Annotated in this window: 5 protein-coding genes; 4 read left to right on the forward strand and 1 reads right to left on the reverse strand. The window is 44.1% G+C overall.

From position 1 onward, the window contains the following. Positions 1-420 (reverse strand): THUMP domain-containing protein (locus tag B4K20_RS15375; RefSeq protein ID WP_289283587.1); only part of this gene is annotated, 420 nt, incomplete at its 3' end. A 49-nt stretch (positions 421-469) separates the two neighbouring features. Between B4K20_RS15375 and yhbY the strand changes: the two genes are divergently transcribed. The 4 genes from yhbY to B4K20_RS15395 form a co-directional block, all read left to right on the forward strand. Further along, positions 470-763: a ribosome assembly RNA-binding protein YhbY gene (gene yhbY / locus B4K20_RS15380; RefSeq protein ID WP_286304546.1), complete on the forward strand. Its 294-nt coding sequence runs from the start codon at positions 470-472 to the stop codon at positions 761-763. A gap of 4 nt (positions 764-767) precedes the next feature. Beyond that, entirely contained in the window at positions 768-1,358 is a 591-nt protein-coding gene (locus B4K20_RS15385; protein ID WP_289283588.1) for a nitroreductase family protein, read from the forward strand. A 27-nt stretch (positions 1,359-1,385) separates the two neighbouring features. Continuing rightward, complete coding sequence (locus B4K20_RS15390) at positions 1,386-1,853, forward strand: pentapeptide repeat-containing protein (protein ID WP_289283589.1); 468 nt, start codon at positions 1,386-1,388, stop codon at positions 1,851-1,853. 75 nt (positions 1,854-1,928) lie between these two features. Next, positions 1,929-2,751: DUF481 domain-containing protein (locus B4K20_RS15395; RefSeq protein ID WP_289283590.1), on the forward strand; the 823-nt coding region annotated here is incomplete at its 3' end.

Raw genomic sequence — 2,751 nt, forward strand, 5'->3', positions numbered from 1 at the left:
ATCCGGCTGGTATAAGTCTACCGAAGGTCGCAGACCAAACAGTGTACGAAAGCGATCGACAATCGCATCTTTCACGCGCTGTGCACCGTATTGGCTGTGTTTTATTTTTGACCGGAAACTATTGAAATCAACAGCAATGGTGCTATCAAGTTCGTGAATATGTTCTTCCCAGGGAAGTGCATTCACCCCTTCGTATAACTGCTCTGGTGTCTCAGCATGCAAATGGGCAATAGGTAATAATACCCTGATGGCTACACGAGACCATAAACAGACCATGTAAGCGTCAGCCAACGTGCCGGTGAAACGGATATTTCCCTGATCTTGCTTGGTATTTTTGATACCTAATTGTTTTAGTTCATCCGCAAGCAGTGGCAACATACCTCTTGCTGCTGTTACCGTAAACTTGTGTTGTTTAGCCATATTGCCTTCCTGATATAATCAGATCATTTTAATACAGGTGAGCACACTAATGGCAGTTACTGACAAACAAAGACGTTATCTAAAAGGGCTTGCCCACACATTAAAACCGGTTGTTATGATTGGTAACAGTGGTTTAACAGAATCTGTTCTTGCTGAAATCGATAATGCACTGGAACACCACGAGCTCATAAAGGTCCGAGTTAGTGGGCAAGAACGCGCAGATAGAAAAGCCATGTTAGACAAAATTGCAGAAGAAAGTGGCGCAGATTTAGTTCAAGTGATCGGACATATTGGCGGTTTTTATCGCCCATCAAAAAAAGCTTTAATTCAACTACCAAGGTGATTGTATGATTCAAAAACCCGCTGACACAGCTCAACCCATCGAAAAAGTCATGGCAGAACGCTGGAGTGGTCGTGCATATGACCCTACCGTTATGGTGTCCCAAGAAGAAATCACTGCACTTTGTGAAGCTGCACGCTGGGCCCCTTCATGTTTTGGGGATGAGCCATGGCGTTATCTGGTTTGCGATAAAAATACTGACCGCACTGCATGGGAAAAACTGTTATCAGCCTTGGCCCCCGGCAATCAGGAATGGGCAAAGAACGCCCCAGTGTTAATTTTAACGGCTTCAGTCCCTCTCTTCAGCCAAAATGATAAACCCAACCGTTGGTCAGGGTATGACACGGGTGCTGCCAGCATCAGCCTTTGCTTGCAAGCAACATCTATGGGGTTAATGAGCCATCAAATGGGCGGCTTTGACGATAAAAAAATCCGTGAGGCATTTGCCATTTCCGATGATATTCATATGTGGTCAGTGATCGCCATTGGTCATCAGGCGGTACTGGACAATTTGACCGAGGAACAATTAGAAAGAGAACTTTCTCCTCGTCAACGTCGTCCTTTAGAACAAGCATTTTTCATGAATAAGTGGTCATAAAAAAATAACCTTATTAGGAGAGAGAAAATGAAAAAAATGCTGATTGTGCTCGGTTTATCCATGATAGCTACCACGGCTTCTGCTTATGAAAAAGTCTATCTGGATAGGTTACTTAAATCCTTACAATGTAATTATTGTAATCTGAGCGAAGCCGATCTAAACGGCCATGAATTAAATGGTGCTGATATGAGTGAAGCTAATCTCAAGGGAATCAATTTAAGCAACGCTAAACTACATGGTGTTTGGTTCACACATTCCAGAATGCAGGGTGCGATTCTCGAAGGTGCGACCGTTACCAATGCACTGATGGATTATGCTGAATTGAATGGTGCAAACCTAAGAAAGGCCAATCTTTCTGGTGCTCAGCTCATTTTCGCGGATCTCACTGATGCGGATTTAACCGGTGCAAACCTTGAAGGCGCAAAATTACGTGGTGTGATGTACTGCAACACTACGATGCCAGATGGTGAAGTCAACAATAGCGGATGCCCATAACCGCACAACAGTATGAACGTTCAAGCAGCCTGATTCAGGCTGCTTTTTTTATGTAGGATGCGGAGGAATTCGCTAGTGTCGCCAATCAGATATCTATTATTAGCTATTTTGTTAACACCACTAGTTACGCATGCAGCCCGAAGTAAAATTGAATTGATTAACGGTGATACGCTTACCGCTGATGTCGTCGCTGAAACAGACGACACATTAAAACTTAATCACCCCTTGCTTGGTGTGATGGTTATCCCGAGAGCACGTATAAAAAGCCTTGTCTCCTCAACAGATACAACGCCTACACCGCCGCCACCAGAAAAAAAACCAGAAGTGAAACATGTAGAGGCTGACAGAGGTTTGTTCGGAACCGGGCTTTACACCAACTGGAAACGTCGGCTTGACCTTGGCTTTGGTGGTACTGCCGGTAAGTCCAGCACAAACCAACTGAACGTTGGATTTAATGCCGATTATGAATCAAAACAAATGCGGACTGCGCATAAAACCGCGTTCTTCCGAGCCGAATCTGATCATGAATTATCTTCACAAAGTTTTTTTACTTCAATGAACCGAGACTGGTTAAGACCCAACTCTCTCTGGTTTCAGTTTGCTGGTGGACGTTTTGATCTGGATGAATTCAAAGACTGGGATTACCGTGCTAATGCCAGTTCTGGATTTGGTTATGAGTTTGTGAATACAGATTCTTGGTTATTCGTGGGGAGAAGCGGTCTCGGTTTTAATAGAACCTTTGGCGGTGAGCAGCAGGACTTTACACCAGAGGGAATGTTAGGAATTGAAACCAAGTGGAGTATGAATCAATATCAGCATGTAGAGTTTTCTAATACGTACTACCCCAGCCTCAATGACCGCGATTACCGTAATCTCACCTCTTTCGACTGGATTCTGG

Source organism: Methylophaga sp. UBA5088, assembly GCF_002414625.1.
Lineage (GTDB): Bacteria > Pseudomonadota > Gammaproteobacteria > Nitrosococcales > Methylophagaceae > Methylophaga > Methylophaga marina.